Source organism: Providencia sp. PROV122 (assembly GCF_028482365.1).
GTDB lineage: Bacteria > Pseudomonadota > Gammaproteobacteria > Enterobacterales > Enterobacteriaceae > Providencia > Providencia stuartii.
Window position 1 is genome coordinate 35,084 of sequence record NZ_JAMPQI010000024.1, and the last position, 26,667, is coordinate 61,750.

Here is a 26,667-nt window from a genome sequence, read left to right on the forward strand (position 1 = left end):
AATAATAAAGAGGGAAGGATTCTTAATGTTTCTCATCAATAATATCAGTAGAATAGAAAGGGGAAGATGATATTTTTTTATCGTTATACCTAATGGTTATTGATAATGTGTTTTTATCCTTATGCCATCTCTGGCGATTTAATTTTTAAAAGGGTTAACGATGTTTGGTTATCGGACAAATGAACCAAAAGTGCGTCTTGTGACAGAAAGGATGGTTGTACGGTTAGCATATGAGCGTGACGGCTATCGATTAGCAGATTACTACAGCGAAAACAGAGAATTTTTGAAACCTTGGGAGCCAACCCGAGACAGTTCACATTTCAATCCATCAAGCTGGAATAGTCGCTTACATTTAATGACCGAGCTGCATCGTCAGGGAAACGCCTATCATTTTTTACTCTTAGACAGTCAAGAAAATGAAGTGATGGGTGTGGCGAATTTCAGTAATGTATTGCGTGGTGCTTTTCATGCGTGCTATCTAGGCTACTCATTAGGTGAAAAGTGGCAGGGGCAAGGGTTGATGTATGAAGCCCTTTCACAAGCTATCCGTTATATGCAAAAACATCAAGGGATGCACCGCATTATGGCTAATTACATGCCACACAATTTGCGTAGCGGTAACCTTTTGGCTCGTCTCGGTTTTGAGCGAGAAGGGTATGCCAAACAATATTTGCAGATTGACGGCCAGTGGCGTGACCATGTACTTACGGCGTTAACCGATGCAAATTGGAAACCGGTGAAACCCTAATTAACGGTATACGCCTAATAATTCGAGTGCAGCGTATCAAAATTATCAGCTTGCTGCTCTCGGACTCGGGCAAGTAACCTCTGATTTTATCATCCAATCATAGTCAGTCATGCTCCACGCTGATAAACTGGCATAATTGTTTTCTTTTAGTCTACCTATCATGAATTTATTAAAATCATTAGCAGCGATAAGCTCTATGACCATGATGTCTCGGGTACTTGGATTTATCCGTGACGCAATTATCGCTCGGGTATTTGGTGCAGGGGCAGCCGCGGACGCCTTTTTTGTCGCCTTCAAATTACCTAATTTATTACGCCGTATTTTTGCAGAAGGGGCGTTCTCACAAGCATTCGTGCCAATACTGGCGGAATATAAAAACCAACAAGGCGATGAAGCAACTCGTACTTTTGTGGCGTATATTTCGGGGATGCTTACCCTTGCACTAGCGATTGTCACCGTGATCGGTATGATTGCCGCCCCTTGGATTATCTATGTGACGGCACCGGGCTTTGCTACCGATGCCGATAAGTTTGCATTAACCACAGACCTACTGCGGGTCACCTTTCCTTATATCTTTTTAATCTCACTCGCGTCGTTAGCTGGTGCAATTTTAAATACATGGAATCGTTTTTCGGTTCCTGCGTTTGCGCCAACGTTGTTGAATGTGAGTATGATTTTCTTTGCAGCATTTGCGGCGCCTTACTTTGATCCCCCCGTAATGTCATTAGCTTGGGCCGTGATTGTGGGGGGAATTTTGCAACTGGTGTATCAACTCCCGCATTTGAAAAAGATCGGCATGTTAGTTCTGCCACGGATCTCTTTTCGCGATAGTGGTGTTTGGCGAGTAATGAAAATGATGGGGCCTGCCATTATTGGGGTATCTGTTAGCCAAATTTCGTTGATTATCAATACTATTTTCGCATCATTTCTGCAATCTGGCTCAGTGTCTTGGATGTATTATGCGGATAGGTTGATGGAGTTGCCATCAGGGGTGCTGGGTGTTGCATTAGGAACCATTTTGTTACCTTCACTATCGAAAAGTTTTACTAGTGGTAACCATCAAGAATATCGTCATTTAATGGATTGGGGCTTACGCCTCTGTTTATTGCTCGCCTTGCCTTGCGCGATTGGTTTAGCGATCCTTTCGGAAGCGCTTACCGTATCGCTGTTCCAGTATGATAAGTTTACAGCTCATGACTCATTGATGACGCAATACGCATTAATGGCCTATTGTGTAGGGCTGACAGGGATGATCCTAGTGAAAATTTTGGCTCCAGGGTTCTATTCACGTCAGGACATTAAAACACCAGTTAAAATCGCTATTGTCACATTAATTCTAACTCAGTTAATGAACTTAGCATTTATTGGGCCAATGAAGCATGCCGGATTAGCACTGTCGATTGGTTTAGCAGCGTGTTTTAACGCGGGTGTCCTTTATTGGCAATTACGCAAGCAAGAAATTTTCAAACCACTTGCCGGTTGGCGAGGTTTTATTTTTAAACTCGTCATTGCCCTTATCGTGATGTCAGCGGTTCTGTTTGGTGTATTGCACTTTATGCCAGAATGGCAAGAAGGCAATATGGCCATGCGTTTATTGCGCTTAATTTTTGTGGTGATTATTGGGGCTGGGAGCTATTTCGCCGCGCTATTCGCTTTAGGTTTCCGCCCAAGAGATTTTAAAAAGCAGAGTATTTAAGCCACAATAAATAACTGAAACGCCCCATTGGGGCGTTCAGAAATTCTTATTGTAGCAATTTTCTCACTACCCATTTGCTTGGCAATAGTATTAGGCATACACAAAGCGCTTAAGTAGCACCTTATGCCACCCGCAGTATTTAACAGGTTGTTAAAATTTTGTCAGTAATGACAGGGCCATTTGAGCTGGATTATTAGTCAAATAGTCCTGTAATAATCCATTCATTGGAAGATCATGTACGTCGAGTCTTGGCCTTTCCCCATGGGGTAGCGATACATGCCACCTTGCCACGGCTTTGCCGATCGATATAACAGCAGGATTAACAGGGGGATTTATGTCTCAACGTAATAAAAAAATGACCATTGCACTTAACTATATATCGGGGATAGCGCTGGTATTGATTGGTTTAATACTTCTATATGATAATTTCATTTTCAAGAGATGAATTTAAGGTTAAATGTGTCAAAACAGTATCGGCATCTTTGCCTGACTATAATGATACATTTAACCAGAGAAAAATAATTACTAACATTTGCTGTAAAAAACGTCATAACAGCTGGTAAGAAGCTTCGTGAAAATTTTAAAGAGAGGGGCTTTCGTCTAATAAATAATATCGCTGATTCATATAATGAGGCCGCTTTTTATTACGGTATTGGAGGGGCATGCTATTTCGTCTCTCAGCTCTAACGCTCATATTGAAATAAAGCGGTCTAAAGAGCACGAAAAAAATTTCCTGAAATTGAGTCGACAGAAACAATAAACCCTATGCACAGCATAGGGTTTATTATCAATATGACACTTAGATATCAGCTTACATACGTTCGACGGTATCGATCCCTAAAGTATCCAACCCAGCTTTTAATGTCTTCTGGGTCAATAACGCTAATTTTAAGCGGCTTTGGCGCTGAGCTTCATCTTCGGCGCTTAAAATAGGACAGTGTTCATAGAAGCTTGAGAACAGGCCGGCTAAATCATAAAGGTAAGCGCACATAACATGTGGCGTACCATCACGTGCGACCATCAAGATGGTTTCTTCAAATTGCATCAAACGCGTAGCAAGTGCAATTTCACGTGGGTCTTGTAACACGATAGGCAGTGTGAGATCCGCTTGTGTCACGTTTGCTTTTTTGAAGATTGAGGCGACACGCGTATAAGCATATTGCATATACGGTGCGGTATTACCTTCGAAAGCTAACATGTTATCCCAATCAAAAATATAATCCGTTGTACGGCTTTTTGATAAGTCTGCATATTTCACTGAACCAATACCGACAACATTTGCAACGTTGTTTAACTCATCTTCTGGCATATCGGGGTTTTTGCTGCGGATGAGTACTTGCGCACGTTCAATCGCTTCATCTAATAAGTCAGAGAGGCGAACAGTACCGCCTGAGCGAGTTTTAAAAGGCTTGCCATCTTTACCGAGCATCATGCCAAACATGTGATGTTCGAGAGACATTGATTCTGGGATATAACCGGCTTTACGTACGATTGTCCATGCCTGCATCAAGTGTTGGTGCTGACGTGAATCAATATAGTAAAGTGCACGGTCAGCATGCAGTACTTCATGACGATATTTTGCACAAGCGATATCTGTTGTCGTATATAAGAAGCCGCCATCTTTTTTCTGGACAATAACGCCCATAGGCTCGCCTTCTTTAGTTTTAAATTCGTCAAGATAAACGACAGTAGCACCTTCGCTTTCTACTGCGAGCCCTTTGGCTTTCAAGTCAGCGACAATCCCAGGCAGCATATCGTTATATAAACTTTCGCCCATGACGTCATCTTCAGTTAACGTCACGTTCAAGCGACGATAGGTTTCTTGGTTTTGCTGCATGGTGATATCAACCAGTTTACGCCACATTTTACGGCAGTACTCATCACCTGATTGCAATTTAACCACGTAACCTCTTGCGCGCTCAGCGAATACTTCATCGCTGTCATAGTGTTGTTTTGCTTCGCGGTAAAACTCCTCGAGATCTGCTAATGCCATGTCACTTGCATTTTCATTTTGCATTTTTTCGAGGTAAGCGATCAGCATACCAAATTGCGTACCCCAGTCACCAACATGGTTAGCACGGATCACTTTATGCCCTAAAAACTCTAAAGTACGTGCGGCAGCATCACCGATAATTGTCGAACGCAAATGGCCTACGTGCATCTGCTTAGCCACGTTTGGCGCGGAATAGTCGATGACGATAGTTTCTGATTTAACAGGGGATAGGCCAAGGCGATCACAGGTTAATGCTTGTTCCACTTGTGTGGTGAGCCAGCTTGGCTCAAGGAAAATATTGATAAAACCCGGCCCTGCGATTTCTACCTTGCTTGCAATACCTTCAAGATCTAAATGGCTGACAATCTGCTCGGCCAGTTGTCGGGGATTAATGCCCATTTTTTTAGCAGCGCCCATTACACCGTTGGCTTGATAGTCACCAAACTGCGCTTTCGCTGATTGACGCACAAGGGCATCACTGCCTTCTGGAGCTCCCGCTGCCTGCATTGCAGCACTGATTTTATCTGAAAGAATAGCCTGAATATTCACCGGATTACCTTAAATAACGAACCATAGTTATCGCATTGTGCCATCACATGCGTAGAACTAAAAGAAAGAAGAGAAAATTCGGCAGGTTTTATACCATATTTTAAGGGAGTCGTGCTACAGTCTGGCAGTTTTATTCACGGTATAGCTGTCATATTTCAATAGCGTTGATAACACAACAGACGAAAAATTGAGAGTATATCGCGAATGCGAAGAGATAAACGGTGTTTAGAAAAGAGTGTGTTGAATGACTGAATTTGCCAATGTGCCTGAACTGCAAGATCTATGGAACACGTTGCCTGAGTTTGAGCAAAAATTAACGCAAATGGCTAAAGTATTAGCTTTATCCTTAAACGATCACCTGATAGACCATGTTTCTGTCCGTTGTCATCATAATGAAACAGCAGAGCGCTGGCGGAAAGGCCTCCACCAATGCGGTCAGTTACTGTCTGAAAATGAAATTAACGGGCGTCCGATCTGTTTATTCGAATTGAACAAACCATTAATAATCGCATCTCAACAGGTTTATGTGGTCGAATTGCCTTTTCCAAAAGGAAAAATGTACCCACAAGAGACATGGGAGCACGTTGAGATGGTCATTAATGTCGCCCCAGAACAGCTAGAGCAGAGTGCATTGGCATTACTGCCACATCCGCTTCCAGAAGGCTACAGCTTGAAAATGAGTCAACCGAAAGGGCAGTTAGAAAGATTGCCTAATCCGACATTAGCAGTGACAAATGGGATAATTACTTTGAAATATCACCCTTACGCGCTGAAACAGATTATTGAAAGCGAAAAATAAGTGATGCAATTAACGTTATTACGAACAATTCGTAAAAAACTGTTAATGGTGTGATGTTAATCCGGTAACGTTCAAAAATTAGTGGCATCATTAATCGAATGTTAACGATTAACAAGTTCCTTTAAGTTATTAATTAGATGTTAAAGCAACGCTTTAATCCTACGTTTTGGAGGTGGTCATGGCAAAATTGGAAATTTGCTGTTTCGGTATCGAATGTGCACAAGTTGCACAAGAATACGGCGCTGATCGTATTGAATTATGCTCCGGTGCAGCAGATGGCGGCCTGACACCAAGTTATGGCTATCTAAAATTAGCAAGCGAAAAACTTCATATCCCCGTTCATCCTATTATTCGTCCGCGCGGAGGCGATTTTTGCTATAACACGAATGAATTTGAAGTAATCTGTGAAGATCTGCGGATGGTGAAAGAGATGGGCTTCCCAGGGGCAGTTATCGGAATCCTCGATACCGAAGGGCGTATCGATATCGACCGCATGGCGGTATTGATGGAAATAGCAACGGGAATGAATATCACGTTTCACCGCGCATTTGATATGTGCGTGAATCCCTTATTAGCCTTTGAACAACTAAAAAGTTTAGGGGTTGCTCGTATTCTTACATCGGGGCAGCAGCAGAATGCAGAGTTGGGGTTACCGTTACTTAAAGAGTTAAACGAAAAAAGTATTGAAATTAACGGCCCAGTGATTATGGCTGGTGCAGGGGTTCGGCTGGCTAATTTAAGTAAGTTTATGGAAATAGGGCTGGTAGAATTACACAGTTCGGCGGGGAAATCAGTTCCGTCAAGTATGAGTTATCGTAAAGCAGGGGTGACGATGGCATCAAACAGTGAAAATGATGAATTTACTCATTACTGCGTTGATGGGCCAACCGTTGAAGCGATGAAAGATTTTATTTCGATCACTGAAAAGATTTCGGCATAAAAACGAAACTATTCAATAATAATTAATAAAAAGGGAGAGTTTTATCTCTCTTTTTATTTTAGGTCATGTAATCAATACAGAAAAGAGATAGTAAGTAATAAATCGTTCAATATAGCCTTTTACCCATAAAACAGTATTCAAAGTCATTTTAGAGATCATGCTAAATAAGAATTAAATGATAAGGCAATATCGATAAGATATTAAAAAGGGGAATAGTTTCGCGCTTTAAAGAGAACAGTTATATGCTGTTTTTCTCGAGGTAATAAGGCATAAGAAACCGCGTATAAGATAATCTTCTTTATCCATAAATACACGTAAATTGATTGGGCCGTTATAGAAAATAAGATAATAACGTGCCCAATAAAATTACCTTGAACTAGGATTTGGCTGGAAAAACAGCGTTTGCATAAGAAACACCATTTTCTAGGATCTCAATTGCCAATGGTAGCAGCTTTGAGGGTTTTCCACCGTTATCCTCAGTCGTATAATTTCCTAATACAACGAGGTTCTTATCTTTTTCAGCCCCATGGATATATTTTACGACGGAATTTTTTATAGGCTCTAACTCATAGATCTTTTGATTCAGTATGGAAGCAAAATAGACATCATCACCTTTTTTATAGGCAACAACAGTAACCAAACGTCCTTCTGTTGAGTCAACGACCTTGAGTGTTTCAGGGCTTAATTCATTGTCGTAAATCTCTTTTGCTCTATTAATGAGATGAGCTCTCACTCGATTACCGACTGATGAATCGTTAATATAGTTTTCGATTTGAGCTAACCTATTCATATTATCTATAAACGCTTTATTTTGAAGGTTCTGCGCTTTAATACCACCCTCATAACCGCCGTGCTCACAAACTAAGGCAGGAAAGCTGTCTTTACGGATGCGATTGCCAACACGAACAGAGTTAATTACGATATCGTCACCGATATAGACTTCACTAATAAATGGCCTAAACCCCATAAATTCATTTTGATTATTCTTTGCATTAAACTCACCACAAACGATGGCTTCATCGGCATTCCTATGAACAACAATATCTTTATATTGTATTGAGTCAGGATCAGGATAATGTGTGGCAATCTCTTTTTTTATTGCAGTATGAATTTTATTTTCTGGGGGGGAGCAAGCGAATAAGAGAAAAGAGAGAGGAAAAATAAAAAAATGGGGCAGTTTCATGATCGTATCCAAATGAGTCTGTCATTAATAAAGGCTAACCGCTATTTAATTTTTGTATAAATATATTATATCAATAAATATTGAGAGATAAAATGTTTGCAGGGTTTGATAAATGTATTATTACTATTTGGGCAACTACAGATTTAAAAATACGGAGAATAAATTGAGAAAAGAATAAGAGTGAAACAAGTCACCCTTATTCGATGATTTTAGGGTTTACGTGCAACGAGGATAGCGCGTAATGGAGCAGGGTAACCTTCGATGGTTTTTGTTGAGTCATTAGGGTCTAGAAATTCTGCTAATGAATCCGTTTTCATCCACTCAGTACGGCGCTGCTCTTCAACTGTGGTGATGGCTTGGTCAACGATCCGCACATCGACAAAACCACATTTTTCTAACCAAACTTTAAGCATTTTAGCCGATGGAATAAAGTAAACGTTACGCATTTGTGCATAACGGTCACCGGGTACTAAGCACTGGAATTCATCCCCTTCAATAACCAAGCTTTCTAAAATTAGCTCACCTTCACTGACTAATTGATTTTTTAGCTGCCATAAGTGGTCAAGAGGAGAACGACGATGATAGAGCGAGCACTCCCATTGAAAATACGCTATCAAAGGCATTAAGTGCGGGGAGCTGTTCGATGCCTAATGGTAATAAATGAGCGCGTTGGTCATCGCCCAGTAATTTCCTAACCGCTTCAAATTGGCAAAGAAACAGCTGTGTAGGATCAATCCCGACGACAAATGAGGCGCCTTCGCCTAACATGCGCCACATGTGGTAACCACTACCACAACCCACATCAAGGATCATTTTATCCTTTAAAGGGGAGATGTGAGGTAAAACCCGATCCCATTTCCAATCAGAGCGCCATTCCGTATCGATATTGATGCCGTATAGAGAGAAAGGGCCTTTACGCCAGGGTTTTAATTGCTCAAGAATACTATTAAGACGGCGAGTTTCCCCTGCGGATAATTCAGGGTCACGTATCGCAGTTACGCTATTTTTTAAATCGAGTTGGGTGGGGGTCATGATGGGTAAATTTTCTAACATTTTTTCCCATGATTTGAATCCACCGTGTAATTGCGAGTTTTTCCACTCGCTAAGTTGAGCGGGTAATGTTTCAAGCCAATGACTTAAAGGGCCTGTTGCAATTTGCTGATAAAAGCGCCCGAAATCAATCATAACTGTGCCTCTTTAAGTGCTAATAAGGAGCCAAAGTTAAAGCATTGGAACCATACTTCACAATGCGTAAAGCCGGCTTGTTTTAACCGTAACTTATGCGTTTCAACAGAGTCGGTCAGCATAACATTTTCTAACATGCTGCGTTTCTGGCTGATTTCTAATTCGCTATAACCATTTGCACGTTTAAAATCATGATGCATATTGAATAACAATTCACCAATCTCTTTGTCTTCAAAATTGAATTTTTCTGACAGCACAAGGATACCGCCGGGTTTGAGGCCTTGATAAATTTTAGTTAATAGCTGTTGGCGGTCATTAGGATTAAGGAACTGCAACGTAAAATTGAGTACCACCATCGATGCATTTTCAATAGGGATATCGCGAATATCACCTTCGATAACCTCGACGGGCGTTGCGGCTTTGTAAGCGTCAATATGACGACGGCAACGTTCAACCATTGCAGGTGAATTATCGACAGCAATGATTTGGCAATGTTGCGCGGTAATATTGCGGCGAATTGACAGCGTTGCTGCTCCCAATGAGCAACCAAGATCATAGACACGGCTGTTTTCGGTGACAAAGCGCCCAGCTAGCATCCCAATCATCGTGATAATGTTTGAATAACCCGGCACCGAGCGCTGGATCATATCGGGAAAGACTTCGGCAACTTTTTCATCGAATTGCCAATCACCTAAGTTGGCAATCGGAGCGCTAAAGAGGCTGTCTTTATTGTTGGATTCCTGACTTGACATAAGATCTGTGTATGTAAAACAAAAGTAGTTGCGGATTGTAGCAGAAAAGGCGCGTAACCTGAAAATCAATCAGTCAAAACAGCAATAAAAGTTTTACGACACTTAAATAAAGTGCCGCGTTGATAATAAAAATTAAAGATTGAAGGAAAAAATTTGGATCCAAGGTAGGTAATAGATATTGGCGATAACCATCAATGTCATGGCAATATAGGTTGCCGCCATGCCTGAGCGACGATAAGAGATATCATGATTTTTCAGGCCATAAGAGTGGAGTATACGCCCTGCGATTAAAACTAAGCCACATAAGTGGATCATCCAAACCTGCGCGCCGTTCATCTCCATAAAAAGCAATAATATCAAAGCAATGGGGATGTACTCTATAGCGTTACCATGAGCGCGAATCGCTGTTTGTAGCTCATAGAAACCCCCATCACCATAAGATACTCGATATTGATTTCTGAGCTTCACAACATTCAACGATAGTTTAAGTAGTAACAAAGCGCCCAGTACAGCATACAGAGAGCTGACCATTTATTCACTCCATTGCTTAACCAAATTGATTCACTGATTGATTAAAACTATTCACTATATTAATAGATATTAGTAAAATTTACTAATAGTATAATGTCTAATTAGTTTACCCTTAAATTAAGGCTCCACAACAACGTAATCTGTTGGTGATTAACTTAATTAATTAGGCCATCTTGTTGTAATTTCGCCATAATGATCGCGGCAGTGGCTGAACATTTTGCTAGGTCATGGCTATCAAACCAAGCAAGCTCCGCAATTTCTGCGGCAGGGCGAGGGGTACCATTATAATTCGCAAAATAGCAACGAATACGTACCTGAGTTCCATCTTGCTTACCGTCAGCAGCGCCAATAAATTCATCATAAAATTGAAGAGAATCTTTATGTAAGGTTAAGGTTAACTCTTCTTCAATTTCTCGACATAAGGCTTGTTCATCACTTTCGTTAGGTTCGCGCTTTCCGCCCGGAATATAGAAGAGTGTCTTATTATGAGAACGAACCATTGCTACTTTGCGGTCAACAAGTGTAATCAAGCCTAACTTATCGATAATTTTATTGTCCATTGCCTTTAACTCTTTGTTTTAAGTGTTGGGGCCACTATGATGTGATGTTAATAATATTACTCAAATATAATGAAAACAATGGGTTTTGTATGGTTCCCCATTAGTAGACAGAATCATGGTCCACTAATGGGTAATATAAAATTTTATATGAATTATTTGGCTTTATTAATAATTTCAACTAACTCATATCTGACATTTGGGGCATCAGCAGGCGGATTAGCAACGTCAAATTGTTTGACTTTCAAAGTGTATTGGTAGCCTGGTTCATATTCAAACCCTTGGATATTGCCATAAAAAAATTCCCACTCGGCATTTGGGTCTTGTTTGACTTTCATACATTTCATGGGGGCAACACCAACGCAATCAGCCAATGTTGAATCAATATAAAAAGTTTTTGTGTTATCAGCAGGTTTCACGGTTTGGCAGCCTACAAGCAGTAGAAATAGAGAAGAAACGAAGAGACTTTTTTTCATCGGATGGCCTTATATGCAGTTCAAATAAGTATGATTATAATAAATAACAGCAGGTAATTATTCTTAAATCAATTCAAATTGAACAATTATTTTGCTCGTATGCAGTTAAATAGGTTTTTGTTTGTTATCACATTCATCGTCGTGCAGTGATGAGCTAGAATAACCCTATTATCTATTTTGTTTGAAAATTAAGCATCATTTTGTTTCGAGCGCGTAAGGATAATGGATAACGCAAACACCATTGTCTATGTTGCGGTCATGAAACAGAATAACGCAATTAAATAAACCCGCCTTGCAATATGTACATAACTCGCGGAGTCACTTAAAATCACCAACAGTCATAAATTCTGTTTATAGCCATGTACAGTCATCGTTACGTGTTTCGATTAACTTTTAATCGATTAAAAGATGATTAAAAACAAAAATATTAGCTGTGTCCGCTAATACGTAACTGTTTGTGCAACAGAATTTCCTGTATAATGTCTGCCTTTTTGACATTCTGAATGTTCAGCAAAATGCCAAATTTCCGCAGCAAGTAAAATGCACAACAAGCTGAGTAAAAAAGGATATTGTATGCGTACTAACTATTGTGGGCAGTTAAACATTGCTCATGAAGGCCAAAAGGTCACTCTTTGTGGATGGGTAAACCGCCGTCGTGATTTGGGTGGTTTGATTTTTATCGATATGCGTGACCGAGAAGGTGTCGTGCAAGTATTTTTCGACCCTGAGCGCAAAGACCTCTTTGAAAAAGCTTCGGAATTGCGTAATGAATTCTGTATACAAATTACAGGAACTGTCCGCGCTCGCCCAGATAACCAAAAAAATAAAGATATGGCGACGGGGGAAATTGAAATCTTTGCTGAAGATCTCAACGTTTTTAATAAATCAGAGCCACTGCCGTTAGATAGCAACCAATCTAATACGGAAGAGCGCCGCTTAAAATACCGCTATCTTGACCTACGTCGCCCTGAAATGTCAGAGCGCTTACGCACTCGCGCAAAAATTACCAGCTTCGTCCGTAACTTTATGGACAAAGAAGGCTTTATCGATGTCGAAACGCCAATGCTGACCAAGGCAACGCCAGAAGGTGCTCGTGACTACTTAGTGCCAAGCCGTGTGCATAAAGGTAAATTTTATGCGTTGCCACAGTCACCACAATTGTTTAAACAATTGCTGATGATGTCTGGCTTTGACCGCTATTATCAAATCGTTAAATGTTTCCGTGATGAAGACTTGCGTGCAGACCGTCAGCCTGAATTTACCCAGATCGACGTCGAAACGTCATTTATGACGGCAGAACAAGTACGTGAAATCATGGAACGCATGATCCGCCAATTATGGTTGGACGTTAAAGGTGTTGATCTCGGTGACTTCCCAATAATGACCTTCGCAGAGGCAATGCGTCGCTACGGTTCAGATAAACCTGACCTACGTAACCCAATGGAATTAGTGGATGTAGCTGATATCGTTAAAAATGTCGAGTTTGCCGTTTTTTCAGGGCCAGCGAACGATCCAAAAGGCCGTGTTGTGGCATTGAAAGTGCCTAACGGTGCTGTCATGACTCGTAAACAGATTGATGAGTATGGTCAATTTGTTAGCATCTATGGTGCCAAAGGGCTAGCATGGATGAAAGTAAACGAACGTGCAAAAGGTTTAGAAGGTATTCAAAGCCCTGTCGCTAAGTTCTTAAATGAAGACGTTATTAACCAACTTCTTGAAAAAACAGAGGCCGCCGACGGTGACATTCTGCTGTTTGGTGCGGGAGCAAAAAATGTTGTGACCGATTCAATGGGGGCATTGCGACTGAAAGTAGGTCGTGATTTTGAACTGACAGACTTAAATAGCTGGAAGCCACTTTGGGTGATTGATTTCCCAATGTTTGAAGAGGATGGCGAAGGTGGCCTAAGTGCAATGCACCACCCATTCACTTCACCACGTGACTATTCACCGGAAGATCTGGCCAAAAACCCAGAAGAAGCTGTTGCTAATGCCTATGATATGGTCATCAATGGCTATGAAGTCGGTGGTGGCTCTGTGCGTATCCATCGTAGCGAAATGCAACAAACCGTGTTTAATATTCTAGGTATTAATGAACACGAACAACGTGAGAAATTTGGCTTCTTGCTAGATGCATTAAAATACGGTACACCGCCACATGCCGGTTTGGCGTTTGGTCTCGACCGTTTAGTCATGCTATTAACTGGAACTGATAATATTCGTGATGTTATTGCATTCCCTAAAACAACGGCTGCGGCGTGTTTACTAACTAGTGCACCAAGCCAAGCGAATCCAGATGCACTAACAGAATTAGCTATTTCAGTTGATGCAAAAAACGCTGAAGACTAATTTATTCGACATGAATAGTTTTAAACGCCCAGAGTCGGTGTTAGTGATCATTACCGCTGAAAGCAGCGGTAATGTGCTTATGCTACGGCGCAAAGATGATCCTGATTTTTGGCAATCCGTAACGGGTAGCTTAGAAGATCATGAAGGTGCGTTTGAAACCGCAATGCGGGAAGTCCGTGAAGAAACGGGCTTCCTCCCCCAAGAGGGGCAACTGTATGACTTGGCGCGTGAAGTCACTTTTGAAATTTTTGCGCATTTCAGGCATCGTTATGCTCCCGGTGTAACACATTGCAAAGAGCACTGGTTTAAAATGGTACTGCGTGTTGAACAAGTACCACTTTTGACGGAGCATACTGAGTTTTGTTGGGTTCCACCGCAGAAAGCGGCGGAATTAACGAAATCTTGGAGTAACCGTCAAGCTATTTTAGAATTTGCTATTTAATTATTTTATTGACGTTTTTGGAGATATTTCATGGCAGGTCATAGTAAATGGGCCAACACCAAACACCGTAAAGCGGCACAAGATGCTAAGCGCGGTAAGATTTTTACTAAAATTATCCGTGAGCTGGTGACAGCGGCGCGTTTAGGGGGCGGTGATCCTGCTACTAACCCGCGTTTGCGTGCTGCTGTGGATAAAGCATTATCGAACAACATGACCCGTGATACTTTAAACCGCGCAATTGCGCGTGGTGTTGGGAATGATGAAAACGATAATATGGAAACTATCATTTATGAAGGCTATGGCCCAGGCGGCACAGCGGTGATGGTTGAATGTTTGAGTGATAACCGTAATCGTACCGTTTCTGAAGTGCGTCATGCTTTCACCAAAACAGGCGGTAACCTCGGAACAGATGGTTCAGTTTCCTACTTATTTACTAAGCGTGGCGTTATCACTTATGCACCGGGCGTTGATGAAGATGCCTTGATGGAAGCTGCATTAGAAGCGGGCGCTGAAGATGTTGAAACTTATGACGATGGCGCTATCGACGTTTACACCACACCAGAAACTTTTGGTGAAGTGAAAGATGCTCTGGATGCAGCTGGCTTTACTAGCGAAGCGGCCGAAGTTTCGATGATCCCATCAACTAAAGCAGAGCTGGATGTTGAAACAGCACCTAAATTACTGCGCCTAATCGATATGTTGGAAGATTCTGACGACGTGCAGGAAGTTTATCATAACGGTGATATCTCTGACGAAGTAGCAGCACAACTGTAATCAGCTATCACTCGCGTAGAGAAAGCGGGCTGAATTCAGCCTGTTTTCTCTAACGCATCTCTAATAATAGCTGCTCCTTTATCTACTCTGCGTGGCTTACTGGTTTGCCATCTAGCGCTTTTGTGCATTTTGTCTTTCCTGTCTGTTTTTTTGGGCCTAATGATATTGGGAAATAGGCTATTTCTGTGCTTTTTTATCTCAGCTTAGAGAGACTCGCTAGTCATAGTCGTTTATCAATACGATTATTAAGGGACGGCATGAGTATTGTCGCCGCGGAAAGATACAGATAAGATGATATTAAAAGTAATAATGGATATTAATAGGCTTTGATATGGCGATTATTTTAGGTATAGACCCCGGTTCACGTGTAACGGGCTATGGTGTTATCCGCCAACAAGGCAGGCAACTTTTTTATTTAGGAAGTGGTTGTATTCGTACTCAGGTTGATGATTTACCAAGCCGCCTGCAACGTATTTATGCGGGAGTCTCGGAAATTATCACTCAATACCAACCCGATGTATTAGCAATTGAACAAGTGTTTATGGCAAAAAACGCCGACTCAGCCTTGAAATTGGGCCAAGCTCGTGGTGTAGCGATTGTAGCAGGTGTTAATCAAAATATTCCTGTGTTTGAATATGCTGCGCGGCAAGTGAAGCAAACCGTTGTCGGTACAGGGGCCGCGGAAAAAAGCCAAGTACAGCATATGGTTAAATCGATACTTAAACTTTCTGCTAATCCTCAATCAGATGCAGCGGATGCCTTAGCGATTGCCATAACGCATTGTCATTTTAATCAGAATTTGCTTCGTGTTGGCGATCCTCGCTTAGTGTTAACGCGTGGGCGATTAAGATAGTGACTGGATATACGTCCAGCCTTTTTTATGGTATAAACAGCGCTATCAATAAAATAAACTGAGGGCTTCAAGGTGATAGGTCGTTTACGCGGTATTGTATTAGAAAAACAACCCCCCATTGTTTTGTTAGAATTGCAAGGTGTTGGCTATGAAGTCCATATGCCAATGACCTGCTTTTATGAATTACCCGAAATCGGTCAAGAAGCCATTGTATTTACCCATTTTGTGGTGCGTGAAGATGCGCAATTATTGTATGGTTTTAATGACAAACAAGAGCGTGCACTATTCAAAGAGCTGATTAAAGTGAATGGTGTTGGGCCTAAACTGGCTTTAGCGATATTATCAGGGATGTCGGCTCAACAGTTTGTTTCTGCTATCGAACAAGAAGCGATTTCATCATTGGTTAAATTACCGGGAATTGGTAAAAAAACGGCTGAACGCTTGGTCGTTGAAATGAAAGACCGCTTTAAAGGCCTCAATGGTGATCTGTTTAACCAACACAGTGATATTAAGCTGCCGGATGTCAATGTCAAAGTATCAAGCCGCGCTGATATTGAAGCGGAGGCGGCAACCGCACTGGTCGCTTTAGGTTATAAACCACAAGAAGCCAGTCGTATGGTCAGCAAAGTGGCTAAGCCAGACAGTGATTGTGAGTCATTGATCCGTGATGCATTACGTGCAGCACTTTGATTGAGAGAAAATAACGATGATTGAAGCTGATCGCCTAATTTCTGCTGAAGTGATCCATGATGAGGAAGAAGCGATTGATCGCGCGATCCGCCCTAAATTACTCAATGAGTATATCGGGCAGCCACAAGTTAAAGAGCAGATGGAAATCTTTATTCAGGCGGCTAAGTTACGAGGTGATGCTCTTGATCATCTATTAATTTTTGGCCCCCCAGGTTTAGGTAAAACCACGCTTGCAGGGATAGTCGCGAATGAAATGGGGGTAAATTTACGGACGACCTCCGGCCCAGTACTCGAGAAAGCAGGGGATTTAGCGGCGATGCTCACCAACTTAGAGCCGCATGATGTGTTATTTATTGATGAAATCCACCGCTTATCTCCCGTTGTTGAGGAGATCTTGTATCCCGCAATGGAAGATTATCAACTTGATATTATGATAGGGGAAGGGCCAGCAGCGCGCTCGATCAAAATTGATTTACCGCCTTTTACTTTAATTGGGGCAACAACACGGGCTGGCTCTTTAACTTCACCATTACGTGATCGTTTTGGTATTGTGCAGCGCCTTGAATTCTATAATGTCGATGATTTGCAATACATTGTGAAACGTAGCGCTCAGTTTATGGGTGTAGAAATTAGTGAAGAAGGGGCTAGACAAGTCGCCATGCGCTCGCGAGGTACACCGCGTATTACTAACCGTTTATTACGCCGTGTACGTGATTTCGCACAAGTCAAAGGTGATGGCAGCATCAATGAGCTAATTGCTAGCCAAGCACTCGATATGTTGAACGTCGATGCCGCGGGTTTTGATTACCTTGACCGGAAACTGTTAGTCGCCATTATTGATAAATTTATGGGTGGACCTGTGGGGGTTGATAACCTTGCAGCGGCTATTGGTGAAGAGCGGGAAACCATCGAAGATGTTTTAGAGCCATTTTTGATCCAACAAGGTTTTATCCAGCGCACTCCTCGTGGTCGGATGGCAACAGCTCACGCTTATCTACACTTTGGTTTAACTCCGAAAGAAGTTTAAGTGCTTAATGTCAGAAATTTCCCCCTTTACGGATAGGAAAAATAAAGGGGGAATATGATGCTACACGATCATTTACTCATTTGAATTAGGATCAAATGAGTAAGGGGAATCATATAATTCTAATGCTGGATCTGTACGAATCTGATAATTTAAAATGTCGTATAAATCAAATGAATTCCAATTTTGGCACTCTTTCTTATTGATTAACTTGTTATTTTTATAAACAGCTAATCCCTTAAATGCCCAGCCGCGGCCCTCGCCTTGATACAACAAATAGCTGTATGGGCCATTTTGAAAACGAATATATAGAGATTCACCAGCAATAAAATGTCCTTGCCCAACAAAAATATTTCTCGCTCCTTTTTCATTAAGCGGTAAGGTTATCTCTGGCTTAGCCAAAGTTCCGTATCGATATTGTGGTGTTTTCCCCGGGTCGACTATCACGCTAACATACTTTTTATTCTCCAGTTGGCAGGTAAATTCTGCGGCCATCACTGGTGTTGCAGATACCCCAATTATAACCATCCCAAGTAATGTTTTATTCATTTCGATACCTTGATACTTAATATTATTAGAGTATTAAGTATTTATTTTTTATTTTAATTAACGAGATGGTTAAGACTGAAAATAGCAAAAGTGTGAAGTTGATATAAAATAAAACCGCTCAATGGGGTATCACCTATTGAGCGGTAAGAAAAAAGCCTCAGTCGGTATTAATTTTTCGTTTTGACTAATAAGCTAAAGGCAAACAAGATTGCAGCGGTTAAGACCACTGAAGGGCCGGCTGGCGTATCGTAAAACGCGGAGAATGTGAGGCCTCCTGTCACCGATAACATACCAATTAAAATCGCGATCAGTGCCATTTGCTCTGGTGTTTTAGCGAAACGGCGTGCTGTGGCGGCAGGGATAATTAATAAAGATGTAATAATTAGCGCACCGACAAATTTCATTGCGATCCCAATGGTCAATGCAGTGACTAACATCAGTAGCAGACGTAGGCGTTGAATATTGACACCATCAACAAAAGCGAGCTCTTGGTTAACCGTCATGGAAAGCAGCGCCCGCCAGCGCCAGCAAAGTAAGCCGCAGACTACAATCACACCAATAAAGATAGTGATAATATCCTCGTAATTAACCGAAAGGAGATCCCCGAATAAGTATGCCATTAGGTCAACACGCACATTGGCCATTAAGCTGACAACGACGAGGCCGAGGGATAAGGCGCTGTGAGCCATAATGCCTAATAAGGTGTCAACAGCCAGCTGAGGGCGTCGTTCTAACCACACTAAAATCAAAGACAGCAGCAAAGTGACAGCAATTACGGCATAGAATGGGTTGATATTCAGCAATAGGCCAAATGCCACACCTAATAAAGAAGCGTGTGCAAGGGTATCTCCAAAATAAGACATGCGGCGCCATACCACAAAGGAGCCTAACGGGCCGGCAGCAATCGCCAATAACATCCCCGCAATCCAACCGGGTAACAGTAACTCAATCATGACGGCACTCCTTATTATGAATATGAGGAGCCACAACGTTACCTTCTAAATCATGTTGATGGTTATGATGGTGGCGATAAACGCCGAGTTGTGATGCGCCACGATAGCCAAACATCGCAACAAACTCAGGGTGGTTCGATACAACATCGGGTGTCCCTGAACAGCAAATATGCCCATTAATACATAATACTTTATCCGTTTTCGCCATGACTAAATGCAGGTCGTGAGACACCATAAGTACGGCACAACCAAGCTCTGTGCGTAATTGGTTAATTAAGTCATAAAGTGCGACTTGCCCATTCACATCAACCCCTTGAGCGGGTTCATCCAGAACCAAAAGGTCGGGCTTATTCAATAAAGCACGTGCTAATAACACACGCTGTGTTTCGCCACCAGACAGTTTCTGCATTGGCTGTGTCAATAAATGGGCGGCTTTAACACGTTCAAGAGCAGGTAACAGTTGGTCTGAACGAACAGCAGGTTTTAGCATTAAAAAACGCTTTACGGTTAATGGTAAGGTGGCGTCTAAATGTAATTTTTGTGGAACATAGCCAATAGACAGTGAAGCGGCTCGCTCAATGATACCTGTAGTCGGCGCTAACAGTCCTAGCACGACCCGAACAATTGTCGATTTGCCCGCGCCATTAGGGCCTAACAAAGTGACAATATCGCCTTTATTTAAGGTAAAGCTGACGTCTTTGAGCACCTGTTTCTCGCCAAAAGAAACGGAAATTTTATTTAAATTCAGTAATGGTTGCATGTGAAAAACATCTTGCAGAATTCATGTTGTGTTATATTATAACATTTCAAAATTAAAATCACGGAAAAAGACGTCTATGATACATAAATCTCAATTCAATGCCCGACAATTTATTTTAGGCGCCGTTGCGGCATCTGTCCTTAGCACAACGTTGGTCACTGCGGCAAAGGCGGATGTTGTGACCTCTATTCGCCCACTTGCCTTTATTGCCGCGGGTATCGCTGATGGTGTGACTGATACTCAGGTCTTGCTGCCAGATGGTGCATCACCCCATGATTATGCGCTTAAACCTTCTGATTTGAGGAAAATTAAACAGGCAGATCTTTTTGTTTGGGTAGGCCCCGATATGGAGATGTTTTTAGATAAGCCACTCAAGACGTTACCACAGGATAAACGTCTGGCGCTGGCAGAACAAGCAAATATTATTCCCTTGCTGATGAAAGGGGATGAGGAAGAGGCGCATGACCATGAACAGGGTGATGAAGCTAATCATGATGAGGATCACGAACATCACCACCACGGTGAGTATAATATGCATATTTGGCTGTCGCCCGAGATTGCAAAACAGGCTGCGTTAGACATTCACGATCGTTTAGTAGTGCTTTATCCTGACCAAAAAGATAAGCTGGACGTAAACCTTCGTAAATTCAATGAAAAAATGACGCAAAACGATAAGAAAATTGTTAATATTTTAGAACCAGCCAAAAACAAGGGCTATTTTGTTTTTCACGATGCCTACGGCTACTTTGAAAAACACTATCGGTTGGCTCCTTTGGGGCATTTTACGATAAACCCGGAAATTCAGCCTGGTGCACAGAAATTACATAAAATACGAACTCAATTGGTTGAGCATAAAGCACAATGTGTTTTTGCTGAACCCCAATTCAGGCCAGCCGTCATAGAGAGCGTAGCAAAAAATACGGGAGTCAAAATGGGAACTCTCGACCCGCTAGGTAGCGGGCTGGAAATAGGACCAGATAGCTATATGCAGTTTTTAACGCAACTGTCTAAGCAATACGCGAGCTGCCTGAATTAAACAAGAAGGAATTGTTTAGTGCAGCAAATGGCTAAAGGGCTTGCGCAGGTTTACGGTAGCCTGTCCAAGTCTCACAAAATAATGTTAGGAACATTAACAGTAGCAACATTGGCCGTCGCGATTTGGCGGCCAGCGCATTTACCATCAACTAACACAGATACTGAAGGTTCAGTCGATACCGTTATTCCTCTTGCATTTGTACCTTTGACTGATGCAACTGATGATATTATTCAAGATAGTAGCGACCAACTTCCTGATGAAGGCGTCGCTGATAGCACTGACGGTGAAACGGATGGTGCGCCAATCCCCCATGAATATGTTGTTGCAAGCGGCGACAACCTCACTAGCATACTGACTCAATTCGGTATTGAATCAGGTGATGTGGCGACGTTAGCTAATCAACATAAAGCGTTGCGTAATCTAAAAATTGGTCAAACGCTAAACTGGAGCCTGACCGATCAGGGGGAGCTCGACACTTTAACATGGGAAGTTTCTCGTCGTGAGACCCGTGTGTACACCCGTGTTGGTAGCACAAATAAATTTGAAGAAAAGAAAGAGATCCGTTCAGGTGAATGGACAAATAGCGTCCTTGCGGGGGTGGTAAACGGCAGTTTTGCGCAAAGTGCCAGCCAAGCAGGTTTAACACGCAGTGAAGGTCGTGAAGTGATAAAAGCACTTCAATGGCAAATTGATTTCCGTAAACTGAAAAAAGGCGATAAGTTCACCGTGTTAATGAGCCGTGAAATGCTTAATGGACGTAGTGAACAAAGCCAGTTGATCGGTGTTCGTCTACGTAGTGGTGGGAAGGACTATTATGCTTTCCGTGCTGAAGATGGTAAATATTACGATAGCGAAGGTAATGGTTTAGAAAGAGGTTTCCTGCGTTTCCCAACAGCCAAGCAGTTCCGAGTATCATCACAGTTTAACCCACGTCGAGTTAACCCAGTAACAGGGCGTGTAGCACCGCATAAAGGGGTGGATTTTGCAATGCCAGTGGGTACCCCAGTGCTTGCAGTAGGTGATGGTGAAGTGATTGTGTCGAAATATAGCGGAGCCGCGGGGAACTTTATCGCGATTCGTCATGGGCGTCAGTACACCACGCGCTACATGCATTTACGCCAATTACTGGTGAAGCCAGGGCAAAAAGTTAAACGGGGTGATCGTATTGCACTTTCTGGTAATACAGGGCGCTCAACAGGACCACATCTGCATTTTGAAATGTGGGTCAACCAACAAGCGGTTAACCCATTGACAGCGAAATTACCGAGTTCAGGTGGTTTAACTGGTAAAGAACGTAAAGAGTACTTAGCCATGGTTAAAGAAACTAAACCACAGTTAAAACTCAATTAACTCTTCATTACTGGCAGGTACAGTGTATCTGCCAGCTTTCTTTGTAACGCTTTCACTTATTATCATTTTAAGCTATAAAAGAGCGCGAACAGTTCTTTTAGGTACATTATGAATAAAGATAAAGATACCGACAGTAAATTAGGCTATGTGCCAACCTTTCATAAATCCTATTTACATCCTAAATACTGGGGAGTTTGGGCTGGGGCTGGCGTTTTTGCCGCTTTAGCCTATATTCCTGTTAAAATTCGTGACCCCATGCTGGCAAAAGTGGGGAAATGGGTAGGAAAATTGGCAAAAAGCGCAAGGCGCCGCGCAAAGATAAATCTATTATATTGCTTCCCTGAGCTTACCGAGCAGGAAAGGGATCAATTAGTGGATAGAATGTTTGAAACTGCACCTCAATCGTTTGTGATGCTTGCAGAGTTATGTATTCGTGGCGCTGATAAAACGTTAGCAAGAACACATTGGCATAACCAAGAGATTATTGATAACTTAAAGCAACAAGGCAGTAATGTTATTTTTATGGTGCCACATGGGTGGGCTGTAGATGCTCCAGCCATGTTACTTGCTGCAAAAGGCTATAAAATGGCGGCAATGTTTCACCACCAAAAAAACCCAGTAGCAGATTATTTATGGAATAAAGCACGTTACCACTTTGGTGGTCGCTTACACTCTCGAGAAGCAGGAATTAAACCTTTCATTGCTTCTGTACGGCAGGGATATTGGGGGTTTTATCTTCCCGACCAAGACCACGGCGAAGAGCATAGTGAATTTGTCGATTTTTTTGCGACTTATAAAGCAACATTGCCTGCTGTGGGCCGCCTAATGAAGGTATGTAAAGCGAAAATTGTGCCTCTGTTTCCGGTGTATGATCATCGTACTCATCAACTGCATATTTATATCCGTGAGCCTATGGATGATATTGATGGGCAGGATGATGAATATATTGCAAGAAGGATGAATGAAGAGCTGGAATATCTCGTCGGTCCAAATCCTGAACAATATACTTGGATACTTAAGTTATTGAAAACACGGAAGGGGGATGAAATTGAACCCTATCAACGTGATGATCTATATCGATAGTTTTACGTTCAATTCACTTAAATAATTATATTTTCTATGAATAGCACCTCGACTGAATTGTTATGTTAGAGGTGCTTTTTTTATATTTGGGGAATGCCTTACCTAAGAATCACCAATCTTTTATTGATTGGCTAATTATGATAATAATTTAGTTAATTGAGAAGTGAATAGAAAAAAAGATATTTATTTTTCTCTTTTATACTTTATTTATGATCGCTATTTTATCGATTTGCCTTATATCAAATGTTTTATAACACCATGATAAATAAGTGAATTATATATTTTTGGGGTTTATTTATAACTTATTTTTTGTAAGGTTATAACTGCTTAACTGCATAAAACGAAGCCTTTTATCGAGCGGAAAGGTCAAAAATCCTTATCAATAGTTAATATCAATTATATGGTAAATGAAATACACGTAAAAGGTTATTTTTATGAGATGATATAAATTGTTGTAATGCAGATAATGTGAGTTTAGTTGATAGCGCGTATTTGTCAGAGTAAAAATAGGCAATCAGAGGTGGAAGGTTGTATTGAGATGCTCATACATTTGCGTTATTTTTCTTTGTAACTAAAGAGTCGTGTGTATTGATGAATGATAATGGAGATATAAGTTTTTTCTCTTTTTCATAAGCTCACTATAGTTAACCGTTAACTTATTGGAACAGTAATAAGATTAATCTAATAGAGCACTAGTTTGATAAAATTTTGATGAAATAAGTATTAATTAAAAAGGTCATATTGTCTGCCATTCCCCCCTAGAACCCCACATTTGCTAATCAATAACAAAAAATTATTAGATTAATATCCTGATTTTCTTTACTCTCAATAGGTGTTTAACGAGCCATAAATTTGCAAGCATTTGACGAGAACATTAAATGTTAAATCATAATTTAATTTAAAGTTAAACATCATACCAAATATTTATTAATAAAATAATTAATTAATTTAAATTACGCTGGGATTTTTTTAATGATTTAACGCTAAGACAAAACGCTATATTAACGAATAGTTTTTATGTTTTAAATATAAAATAAATGGCAATAAATTTATTGTATATTTTATTTTTACTGATGATTAAATGATGGAAGAAATAAGAGTAAGTTTAAATTAATAAAGCCCAAAAAAGAGATTCTTTTTAACTAAGATGAAATTTGTACTAAAAAACATACAGACTTAAATAATATTTAACTAATGATGACAAAATGATCTGTAAGTGCATATACCTATTAACGGTGATGAAATATGTTGCTATATTTTTATTAAATAATAAAAATTGAGTCCAAAACTCTATTTGGAGACGCTATGGAAAAAACGAGAACGACATTGGACCAATGGATTACCTTGCAAGCTGTTGTAGATTGCGGGGGATTTGCACAAGCCGCTGAAGTATTACATCGGACTCAATCCGCTATTAGTTATACAATCAGCAAACTTGAACAAACACTAGAAATTGAAATCTTTTCATTAGAAAAAAGACGCGCTGTTTTAACACCGAAAGGTGAAATGTTATTAGCGTTATCTCGGGAGTTAACGAATAAAGCGATATTATTGGAAACAAAAGCTAAATTACTGAATAGTAAATGCAATATAAAGATTAAACTCGTGATAGACACGCTTTATCACACAGATAATCTTTTAGATAAAGTGGCTAATTTTATTAAAAGGCATAAAGATTATGACATTGATATAATCAAACAAAACATATCTAAATCAGATGTGTTTGCTTTAAAAGATTATGATATTTTGATTACAGATCAGCATGTTGAGACTTTAAATCCTATTTTTTTAGAAACGGTTGAATCTGTTATTGTGACTTCACCTGACCATATATTACAGAGTATTGAAGAATCTAACTTATTGGATTATCTATCTAAATATACAAAAGTTGTTCTTGATCCTTCATTGGAAGATACCGTTAAAAGTGCACAAACTATCAGCGCTGCATCACTAGAAACAGTTATTAAACTTGTCGAAAATGGAACGGGCTATACATGGTTGCCTAAAAATCTAATAAAAAACCAGTTGAATAATCATTCACTAAAACAGCTAAAAATTGCCAATAAAAATATTTACTATGATTTTTATATGTATGTGAATAAAAATTCATTGGTGCAAGATGTTTTAGGTGAATTTATAAACCATTTAGAGTTAACTGAGATTAAATAAACGTTAATCATTAAATGAGTAATCAAAAATAAACATTAAGTGTTTCGATATAATAACAAAAAATTCAATGTAACAAGATATTAACTAAATTAAATTGTGATGCTATATTTCGCTTGCACTCATGCACTGAGTAAATATTTATTAGTGCTGTGGCAATTAACATCAGAATATCTAATTATAGGAATCGATATGAGTATTCTAAAAAAATCCCTAACTGCTTTAGGGGTGGCTTTAGCTGTAACAACCGCTCCAGCTGTTTTTGCTTCAGGAACAATTGACTTTACTGGTGAAATAACTGATTCAGCTTGTGCAGTAGATAGTAGCTCTCAAAACTTAACGGTTGACCTTGGTAAAGTGTCAGTGAAAAGTTTAGCAGCAGCAGGGCAAATTGCTGGTTTAAAAGATTTTACTATTAAACTCATCGATTGCCCTGAAAATGCTAAAGTGGCAGTAAGATTTGGTGGCTCTCGTGATAACGATGACCGCGATATTTTACAAATAGCACAAGCTGGGGGTCACGCAACCAAAGTAGGTATTGCTTTATTTGAAAAGGATGCGACAACACAAATTAAACTATTTGAAGATTCAAAATTAGTTGAATTTAAAAATGCAGCAGGTGATTCAGTAGAATTGAATTACGTAGCTCGCTATAAAGCAACAGGTGCTGCAACTGCTGGTAAGGCAGATGGTACGGCTGTTTATAGCATTCAATATCAATAATAAATATATACCCTAAATAATTTGAGTTGCATCTAAAAGACAGACCTACATATTCTAAGAAGCATCGTTATTTAATGCCTCTTGGAGGGGATGGTGCACGTCAATCATGAGGCAATTTGAATATAGTGTGTATAGAGGGTAACGCTGTTACCCTCTCATTTTTAATAAATAAAATGGCCGAATTATGAAAAAAATAATTTTTTCAGCAGTTTTTCTTTTATTTTCTATTTCTCATTTTGCTTCTGCGGCGGGTGTCAGTGTGGGAGGAACTCGTTTTATCTATCAAGAAAATAAACGTGAAATTGATATCCCTATTTTTAATAGTGATAAAGAAAAGCCATTCCTTATTCAAACTTGGGTAAGTCCATTTGAAGGTGAAGGAAAAACACCATTTATTGCAACGCCACCATTATTTCGCATCGAGCCAGATAGTAATGCTGCTGCACGTATTTCTTATGTAGGTGAACCTATTGGTTCAAACCAAGAAAAATTATATTTGCTTAATGTAA

General features: G+C 40.5%; 25 protein-coding genes and 1 pseudogene. 16 read left to right on the plus strand and 10 right to left on the minus strand.

The window, feature by feature from the left end; genetic code table 11:
* The first annotated feature begins 160 nt into the window (after nucleotides 1-160).
* Together rimJ and murJ are read left to right on the plus strand one after the other, a co-directional pair.
* Nucleotides 161-748, plus strand: a complete 588-nt coding sequence (rimJ, locus tag PSE69_RS16255; RefSeq protein WP_004919428.1) for a ribosomal protein S5-alanine N-acetyltransferase — start codon at nucleotides 161-163, stop codon at nucleotides 746-748.
* Between the two features lie 160 nt (nucleotides 749-908).
* Nucleotides 909-2,444: a murein biosynthesis integral membrane protein MurJ gene (gene murJ, locus PSE69_RS16260; RefSeq protein ID WP_036940107.1), complete on the plus strand. Its 1,536-nt coding sequence runs from the start codon at nucleotides 909-911 to the stop codon at nucleotides 2,442-2,444.
* 811 nt (nucleotides 2,445-3,255) lie between these two features.
* On the opposite strand, the gene argS is transcribed toward murJ, so the two are convergent.
* Nucleotides 3,256-4,986, minus strand: coding sequence for an arginine--tRNA ligase (gene argS / locus PSE69_RS16265; protein ID WP_014658286.1), 1,731 nt, complete (start codon nucleotides 4,984-4,986; stop codon nucleotides 3,256-3,258).
* A 244-nt stretch (nucleotides 4,987-5,230) separates the two neighbouring features.
* Here argS and PSE69_RS16270 point away from each other — a divergent pair, with 244 nt between their 5' ends.
* A complete protein-coding gene (locus PSE69_RS16270) occupies nucleotides 5,231-5,785 on the plus strand; it encodes a VOC family protein (protein WP_004919436.1) in 555 nt (184 codons plus the stop codon).
* A 178-nt stretch (nucleotides 5,786-5,963) separates the two neighbouring features.
* Complete coding sequence (gene cutC, locus PSE69_RS16275) at nucleotides 5,964-6,725, plus strand: copper homeostasis protein CutC (RefSeq protein ID WP_004919437.1); 762 nt, start codon at nucleotides 5,964-5,966, stop codon at nucleotides 6,723-6,725.
* 376 nt (nucleotides 6,726-7,101) lie between these two features.
* On the opposite strand, the gene PSE69_RS16280 is transcribed toward cutC, so the two are convergent.
* The 6 genes and pseudogenes from PSE69_RS16280 to PSE69_RS16305 all read right to left on the minus strand — a co-directional run bounded on the left by PSE69_RS16280 (nucleotide 7,102) and on the right by PSE69_RS16305 (nucleotide 11,409).
* Nucleotides 7,102-7,908, minus strand: a complete 807-nt coding sequence (locus PSE69_RS16280; protein WP_121874864.1) for a hypothetical protein — start codon at nucleotides 7,906-7,908, stop codon at nucleotides 7,102-7,104.
* Between the two features lie 209 nt (nucleotides 7,909-8,117).
* A pseudogene (gene cmoB, locus PSE69_RS16285) lies at nucleotides 8,118-9,093 on the minus strand (tRNA 5-methoxyuridine(34)/uridine 5-oxyacetic acid(34) synthase CmoB).
* A complete protein-coding gene (cmoA, locus tag PSE69_RS16290) occupies nucleotides 9,090-9,845 on the minus strand; it encodes a carboxy-S-adenosyl-L-methionine synthase CmoA (RefSeq protein ID WP_004919440.1) in 756 nt (251 codons plus the stop codon). Before cmoA ends, cmoB begins: the two are co-directional and overlap by 4 nt.
* Nucleotides 9,846-9,977: 132 nt before the next feature.
* On the minus strand, nucleotides 9,978-10,376 hold the full coding sequence (locus PSE69_RS16295) for an MAPEG family protein (RefSeq protein ID WP_004919441.1): 399 nt from the start codon (nucleotides 10,374-10,376) through the stop codon (nucleotides 9,978-9,980).
* Nucleotides 10,377-10,531: 155 nt separating this feature from the next.
* On the minus strand, nucleotides 10,532-10,936 hold the full coding sequence (locus tag PSE69_RS16300; protein ID WP_061064064.1) for an NUDIX hydrolase: 405 nt from the start codon (nucleotides 10,934-10,936) through the stop codon (nucleotides 10,532-10,534).
* A 152-nt stretch (nucleotides 10,937-11,088) separates the two neighbouring features.
* Nucleotides 11,089-11,409 (minus strand): DUF4377 domain-containing protein, encoded by a 321-nt coding sequence (locus tag PSE69_RS16305; RefSeq protein WP_036940116.1) that lies wholly within the window; start codon nucleotides 11,407-11,409, stop codon nucleotides 11,089-11,091.
* 573 nt (nucleotides 11,410-11,982) lie between these two features.
* Here PSE69_RS16305 and aspS point away from each other — a divergent pair.
* The 6 genes from aspS (at nucleotide 11,983) to ruvB (ending at nucleotide 17,541) form a co-directional block, all read left to right on the plus strand.
* Nucleotides 11,983-13,755, plus strand: coding sequence for an aspartate--tRNA ligase (gene aspS, locus PSE69_RS16310; RefSeq protein ID WP_040133095.1), 1,773 nt, complete (start codon nucleotides 11,983-11,985; stop codon nucleotides 13,753-13,755).
* Between the two features lie 10 nt (nucleotides 13,756-13,765).
* Nucleotides 13,766-14,197, plus strand: a complete 432-nt coding sequence (gene nudB / locus PSE69_RS16315) for a dihydroneopterin triphosphate diphosphatase (protein ID WP_169342169.1) — start codon at nucleotides 13,766-13,768, stop codon at nucleotides 14,195-14,197.
* Between the two features lie 30 nt (nucleotides 14,198-14,227).
* On the plus strand, nucleotides 14,228-14,971 hold the full coding sequence (locus PSE69_RS16320) for a YebC/PmpR family DNA-binding transcriptional regulator (protein ID WP_004919448.1): 744 nt from the start codon (nucleotides 14,228-14,230) through the stop codon (nucleotides 14,969-14,971).
* A gap of 331 nt (nucleotides 14,972-15,302) precedes the next feature.
* On the plus strand, nucleotides 15,303-15,824 hold the full coding sequence (ruvC, locus tag PSE69_RS16325; RefSeq protein WP_004919450.1) for a crossover junction endodeoxyribonuclease RuvC: 522 nt from the start codon (nucleotides 15,303-15,305) through the stop codon (nucleotides 15,822-15,824).
* A 72-nt stretch (nucleotides 15,825-15,896) separates the two neighbouring features.
* Nucleotides 15,897-16,514 carry a Holliday junction branch migration protein RuvA gene (gene ruvA, locus PSE69_RS16330; protein WP_004919453.1) on the plus strand — a complete coding sequence of 206 codons (618 nt, stop codon included), beginning with the start codon at nucleotides 15,897-15,899 and terminating at the stop codon, nucleotides 16,512-16,514.
* A gap of 16 nt (nucleotides 16,515-16,530) precedes the next feature.
* The gene (gene ruvB, locus PSE69_RS16335; protein ID WP_004919456.1) at nucleotides 16,531-17,541 is read left to right on the plus strand and encodes a Holliday junction branch migration DNA helicase RuvB; all 1,011 of its coding nucleotides are present in this window, start codon (nucleotides 16,531-16,533) and stop codon (nucleotides 17,539-17,541) included.
* Nucleotides 17,542-17,613: 72 nt separating this feature from the next.
* Here ruvB and PSE69_RS16340 read toward each other — a convergent pair whose 3' ends face one another.
* The 3 genes from PSE69_RS16340 to znuC form a co-directional block, all read right to left on the minus strand.
* A complete protein-coding gene (locus PSE69_RS16340) occupies nucleotides 17,614-18,087 on the minus strand; it encodes a hypothetical protein (RefSeq protein ID WP_004919459.1) in 474 nt (157 codons plus the stop codon).
* Between the two features lie 167 nt (nucleotides 18,088-18,254).
* Nucleotides 18,255-19,040: a zinc ABC transporter permease subunit ZnuB gene (gene znuB / locus PSE69_RS16345; protein WP_014658292.1), complete on the minus strand. Its 786-nt coding sequence runs from the start codon at nucleotides 19,038-19,040 to the stop codon at nucleotides 18,255-18,257.
* Complete coding sequence (gene znuC / locus PSE69_RS16350; RefSeq protein ID WP_004919464.1) at nucleotides 19,033-19,800, minus strand: zinc ABC transporter ATP-binding protein ZnuC; 768 nt, start codon at nucleotides 19,798-19,800, stop codon at nucleotides 19,033-19,035. Before znuC ends, znuB begins: the two co-directional genes overlap by 8 nt.
* A gap of 76 nt (nucleotides 19,801-19,876) precedes the next feature.
* Here znuC and znuA point away from each other — a divergent pair, with 76 nt between their 5' ends.
* The 6 genes from znuA to PSE69_RS16380 form a co-directional block, all read left to right on the plus strand.
* Entirely contained in the window at nucleotides 19,877-20,836 is a 960-nt protein-coding gene (gene znuA, locus PSE69_RS16355; protein ID WP_004919466.1) for a zinc ABC transporter substrate-binding protein ZnuA, read from the plus strand.
* 27 nt (nucleotides 20,837-20,863) lie between these two features.
* Nucleotides 20,864-22,186, plus strand: coding sequence for a murein DD-endopeptidase MepM (gene mepM / locus PSE69_RS16360; RefSeq protein WP_004919469.1), 1,323 nt, complete (start codon nucleotides 20,864-20,866; stop codon nucleotides 22,184-22,186).
* 108 nt (nucleotides 22,187-22,294) lie between these two features.
* Nucleotides 22,295-23,269, plus strand: coding sequence for a lauroyl-Kdo(2)-lipid IV(A) myristoyltransferase (lpxM, locus tag PSE69_RS16365; protein WP_004919471.1), 975 nt, complete (start codon nucleotides 22,295-22,297; stop codon nucleotides 23,267-23,269).
* Nucleotides 23,270-24,574: 1,305 nt separating this feature from the next.
* Nucleotides 24,575-25,438, plus strand: coding sequence for a LysR family transcriptional regulator (locus PSE69_RS16370; protein ID WP_040133096.1), 864 nt, complete (start codon nucleotides 24,575-24,577; stop codon nucleotides 25,436-25,438).
* A gap of 189 nt (nucleotides 25,439-25,627) precedes the next feature.
* A complete protein-coding gene (locus PSE69_RS16375; protein WP_014658296.1) occupies nucleotides 25,628-26,158 on the plus strand; it encodes a fimbrial protein in 531 nt (176 codons plus the stop codon).
* A 184-nt stretch (nucleotides 26,159-26,342) separates the two neighbouring features.
* A partial coding sequence (locus PSE69_RS16380) for a fimbrial biogenesis chaperone (protein ID WP_272675293.1) occupies nucleotides 26,343-26,667 on the plus strand: 325 nt, incomplete at its 3' end.